Here is a 5,484-nt window from a genome sequence, read left to right as displayed (position 1 = left end):
CGGGCCACATTGATGGAGGCAATCCTGAACGATCGTCTCTTCCTGCGCGGCAGCACCGAAGATCTGTTGGCGTTCCATGACGGTCTCATGGCCTATGTCCACGGCGCCGTGCGGGCGCCATCGTTTCCATGGCTGCTGGCGAAGTTCCGAGCGGCCGCCAGACACCGAAGGGCCAGGGCTGAGAGCCAGAGAGCAGAACCTTGCGGGAGGAAAGCATGAGCAGGTCTGGATCTGATGCGACCTACGCGGGCCCGAAGCGGGTAGCGATTTTTGGCGCTGGAATCGCGGGACTGACCGCCGCCCACGAGCTGGTCGAGCGCGGCTTTGAAGTCGAGGTGTTCGAACCCACGGAACCATCCCTGGTCGAGTGGCCGCCGGGCGGGGAACCGCGCGCCATGTGCGCGGTCGGCGGCATAGCCCGCACCCAATGGTCGCGAGCCGATCGCCCCAGCCCCTACGCCCCCCCGCCGTCGTCGATGAGTTCGACCCAGCCACTGCAGTTCGACGCTGAGCGCGAACTCGCGAGACGGGTGGTACGATTCAGCCGCAACGCTTCCGACCTCACTCAAGCCGGTAAGCAGGTCGTGGCAACGGTCGCCAAGCTTCTCAGCCAGTTGCAGCAGCGCGAACCTCCGCCCGGATACCCGCCTGACCAAGAGTGGCGCCCGTACGAAGGGATCCGGCTGGAGGTGCGGGGTTACATCAACCTGCATGAGGCGCAGAACAGCATCACGACAACTCTCGGCACCTCCCTCGACCGGGCACGTGCCGATGCCGTGCTTACGCAGCTAGCCAACGAGCTGAAGGCACTGAACGTCCCGATACCGCTGAGAGCCGCTGGCCTCGGACTGGCATACGGTACAGACTTCACAAAACATGACGATGACCGGTGCATCGTCGCTTTCCAGATCGTACAAGACTATCTTCCCGGCGAGCACGGGTTCCGGTTCTTTCCGAGCTTCTATCAGAACCTGCGCGACACGATGAAGCGCACCCCGCTGCCGGTTGACGCAGTCGAGCCATTCGTCGAGACGTTTCGCACCGCGTTCGACAATTTGGTGCCCGCCAAGTTGCAGGCGGTCCTCATGGCCCCACCGCGACCACCCTACATTCTACCTCGCCAACGGGTCGCGTCAGTGCAAGAACTCTTCGATCTTCTGGTGAACGGACTCGAGACCTCCGGCTTTACACTCACGGACATCAATCGTTTGTGTCTCGCACTGTTCAAGTACATGACCTCCTGCCCCAAGCGCCGGAAAGAATACGAAGCGCTGTCGTGGTGGGACTTTCTCGAAGGTGAGCGCTTCAGCCCAGAGTTCCAGAAGTATTTGGACTCCGTGCCGCAGGCCCTGCTGGCCTTCACGGCTCGCGAATGTGATGCCCGGACATATGGCAACATCACTCTTCAGCTTCTGCGTGACCAGGTATACGACACCGAGGACGTGGATGCCGTGTTAAATGGTCCGACCAGTGTCGTCTGGCTCGATCCGTGGCGACGCTATCTGGAAAACCAAGGTGTCAAATTCCGGCGCGGAAAGCTGCTGTCCTTTGAGGTAGTGGACACAACGACCTCCTCGGCAGTGACTCAGAAAAGTATCTTTCCCACCGCCCTCATCTGGCCCGACAGGAGCGATCATACGAACGATGATACGGCGAAGCCTCCGATACAGACCCTGGTGGTACGCGACTACTACCTCATTGCGTTGTCCCCCTACTCTCTTCAACAAGAGGTTCTCCGTTCTATTGACCCGCCTCTCGAAGGCCGTGATATCGAGTGTATCCGTCGGCTGAAACTGCAGAATAGCAGCAGTACCGAGCTCGACGGCGTGCTACGCAACTTGAGTGGTCTTCAGTACTACTTCCGGACGCCGCTAAACATCTTGCGCGGACATGTCCTCTACGCGGATTCCGTGTGGGGCCTTTCCTCTATTTCGCAGCCACAGTTTTGGGTACGCAAGCGGGGCTGGTGGGATGGCTACCTGAGCCTGCTCACGGTCTGCATCGGCAACTGGGACCAGAAAGTCCCTGAAGGGGACGAGGATTCCAACGTCAAAGGCAAGACAGCCCGGGAGTGCACACGCGAGCAAATCGCGCGAGAGGTCTGGCGCCAGATCAAACAGAGCCTTCCCGAAGGAACGCCCGCACCGGAACCGATCCTCTATCACCTGGCCGAGAGTATAAAGTTCAACCCCAGCACGGGTATTCAGAGCCACATCGAGGCGGGACTACTGATGAACCGGCCACGAATGCAGGAGGCCCGCCCGGGTAGGCTGGACCGCGAGCAGGGTTACGAGATGTACTATGGCAACCTGGTGTTCGCGGGGACCCAAATGCAGACGTTCACACGCTTGACCACGATGGAAGCCGCCAATGAATCCGGACGGCACGCGGTCAACGCAATCCTGTACACTGAAAGCCTACAGCCTCATGGCGTCAAGCGCGAGCGCTGCGTGATCCACAATCCCGAGGAACATGAAATGACTGATGTGCAATACTTCATCGACCTCGATGCCGCGCTTTGCGACCAGGGCCTGCCGCATTTCGTGGACATCCTGGACCCCGGCGAGCTGCCCAAGGAGTGGCTCAAGGGCGCCCTGAATTTGGGCGGCTTCGCCTCATTGCTCGGCACACGCTAGCGCAAGCCGGTGGACCGGTCGCACGGAAGCAATCACTGAGAGGCCAAACGGAGCACTTATGGATAACATCAACAAGCGCTGGGCGACACTGGCTGAACAAGGGTACGTCATCGAAGTCAGCCCCGGCCAGGTCGATCTCATCGACGAAAGCGAGTGGGGAAAAAAGGGGGACAACGACTACTTTCCTCGAACCACAGTTCCCCATCCCACAGCGAGACCCTTTTCCAGCGTGCAGACGCGCGAGTGGCGGGATACATGGTTATTTGTCAAGGACAAGCGCCAGAAGCGGCTGGACGTGTACTACTTAGAGCCGTGGTACGAGACCGATATTCTCCTGGAGGACCTGCGCTGAGGGCGGCAAGCTCACGCCGTCGCATCGCACCCCGATGCCAGCATGCGGACCATGGCGGAAACGTTCCGCACGCCCTGAGCGCTCATCCACTCCAGGGCTTGCGCTCGCGAGGGTTGCTCGTCGTGGCCCCCTCGCAACGCGTAACAGTAGCGGGCGGCAGCCGCATACAGTCCCATGTCGGCTTGCAGGGCAACCGTGATCGCCTGTCCGAGCCGCTCGGCCGCCGCTTCCGTGCGCCCCTCAGCAACGGCGAGCCCGCTCCCGATCAGCGTGGCAAACACTTTTGCCGACGGAAGCCGCTCCCGCCTCAGCCGCCGCGCCTCGGCGCGGGCCACACGAAGCAACCGCGCCCGGGGCCAATGCGGATCCGGCGCTTGCGCGCGCGGCGGCCGGCGTGATGCCGGCGTCGTTGCGGCCGCGAGAGCGGCGCGGGCACGCAAATGCCGCAGGTCAGCGCGCGCAACCGCGATGTTGAGTAGATACGATCCGGCCAGCTTCGGCCACTGCTCGTCCACCCGCCGCCAGGCCATCCACGCATCGCCGAGATACAGATCCGCCTGTACCGCGGCCAGCAAGTACAAGTAGTGCTGCACCAGAAACCTATCGCGCGGCCACTGCGCAATCGTGTCCTCGGCCATTTGGCGCACCTCCGCTGCACGATCCTGGGCCAGCCACATCATGCTGGGCACGCCCAAACGCAGTCCCGCCGTCGCGTACGCATCGCCTCGTTGCTCCGCATCCGTGATCGCCGCCGGCAACCGCTGCGACAGTTCGCGAAGCCGGCCCATATGCGCCAGGGCCGACAGCACAAATGAGTCCGCCGTGGCGATTTCCCACGCTACGCCCTGACAGTGTTCGCGCCACACCGCAGCGCTCATTTGACATCCCTCGCTCGCCCGGCGCCAGTGCGCCGTGAAATACGCGATGCCACCCACGCATTGATGCAGCCAGGCGCGCTCCCACGGATCGTCACCCGCCTGCGCCAAACGCTGTACGATACGCATCAACCGCATGCCGCGGCGCTCGAACAACCTGATTCCCAGCGCCGATTCGCGTACCGCCTCGAACGCCAGTGAGCGAATGATCCGTGACCGTTCTCCGGCATTGAGTGCCTCGATGACACAGCGCGCACCCGCACCCTCCGCCAGGATCGTATCTAATACCGACAGCTTGGTCGTCGCCGCCCAACACGCGTCGATGCGGATGAGTTGGCGGGCGGGGATTGTGGCGGCATCGCATGGCGTGAAGGAGAGCCCACGGAGCAGAAAGCGCATTCGCTGCACCAAGGCCGAAACCAGCGCCCTCCGACTCGTCCGCGGCAGCCGCACGCCAACATACGTCAGCACCGCGCGCAGCAGGTTTGCGCCGCGCTCAAGCTTGCCGGCGCGGAGCTGTTGATCGGCTGCACGCAACCTGAGTTCAAAAACCTCCTCGACGCTGTCGCCACGTTGTGCCGACGCAACGGCAGCGCGCTCGAAGATTTCCCCTGCCTCCAGCGCCCGTCCAGCATTCGCCAGCGCTTCGCCCAGCTTCACGAGCAACGCTGGGTGGTCGGCACCGTCGGACGCGAGCGCGAGGGCTTTCTGGTAGAGTTGTGCGGCGCGGTCGAAGGCAAGCGCGCGGGCAGCGTTGTCGCCAGCAACAACGGCATAGCGACCTGCCAACGTGGTCTCGCCGGCACCCAGGTAGTGAGTGAACAGCGCGTGGGGATCGGCATCAGGTCGCAGTCGTAATGTCTCCGCGATCTGACCGTGGACGGCGCTCAGGCGGCTGGGCGTGATCTGCGCGATCAACGCTTCGCGAATGCGGTCGTGGTAGACCTCAACCGCTGCTTGCTCGTTCACTGTCGTGGTGCGCAGCAGAAAGCGAGCCTCCAACTTGGACACCACCGGCCGTCCCCGCTCGCCGATGCCCGCTGCTCCCAACACCACACTGCGAAGTACGGGGCCACCCGCCACCGACACCACTTCCAGCACCTGCCGCGCCGCGCCAGAGAGCTGTCGAAAGCGCTCGCCCATAATGTCCGCCAGCCGCAGCGAGAACCATGTCCCTCCTTCCCCTAACGAACGCGCCAGCTCGCCGATGAAGAACGGCGAGCCAGCGGACTCGGCCACAATCTCGGCAATGCGTTCGTCGGATACGATCTGCGCCGCACACAACCGCTGCGCCAACTCCCGTGTCTCGGCGGCCTCCAGCGGACCGAGCTGCATCTCGTGGACCCATTGCTGTGGCAGTTCGCCTTCCAGTACCTCGGGCAACGCCACTTGGGCACGATCCTCGCTGCGGTAGGACAGCAACACCAGCATCGCCGGTGCATCCGGCGGACGCAGCAGATCGCGGAGCAACGCCGCGCTATCGAGATCGCCCCACTGCAGATCGTCGATCCAGAGAATCAACGGCTGGCGAGCCGCCAGACGTCCGAGCAATTCGCGCAGGGCACCGAACCCGCGCCGGCGGACCTCATGCGGCTCGGCCGCGTCGTCCCGCTCGTCCCGG

The 5,484-nt window shown here is 63.2% G+C and carries 3 protein-coding genes; 2 read left to right on the top strand and 1 reads right to left on the bottom strand.

Annotated features, from left to right (window positions below; all coding sequences use genetic code 11):
- Nucleotides 1–215 precede the first annotated feature (215 nt).
- Together VF515_05880 and VF515_05875 are read left to right on the top strand one after the other, a co-directional pair.
- Nucleotides 216–2,636, top strand: a complete 2,421-nt coding sequence (locus VF515_05880) for an NAD(P)-binding protein (protein ID HEX7407166.1) — start codon at nucleotides 216–218, stop codon at nucleotides 2,634–2,636.
- Between the two features lie 58 nt (nucleotides 2,637–2,694).
- Entirely contained in the window at nucleotides 2,695–2,988 is a 294-nt protein-coding gene (locus tag VF515_05875; GenBank protein ID HEX7407165.1) for a hypothetical protein, read from the top strand.
- Nucleotides 2,989–2,999: 11 nt separating this feature from the next.
- Here the strand turns inward: VF515_05875 and VF515_05870 are convergent.
- A partial coding sequence (locus VF515_05870) for a hypothetical protein (protein ID HEX7407164.1) occupies nucleotides 3,000–5,484 on the bottom strand: 2,485 nt, incomplete at its 5' end.

This window comes from Candidatus Binatia bacterium, assembly GCA_036382395.1.
Classification (GTDB): domain Bacteria; phylum Desulfobacterota; class Binatia; order HRBIN30; family HRBIN30; genus JAGDMS01.
The sequence above is the reverse complement of the archived record's forward strand: the minus strand, read 5'-3'. Positions and strand labels throughout refer to the sequence as shown.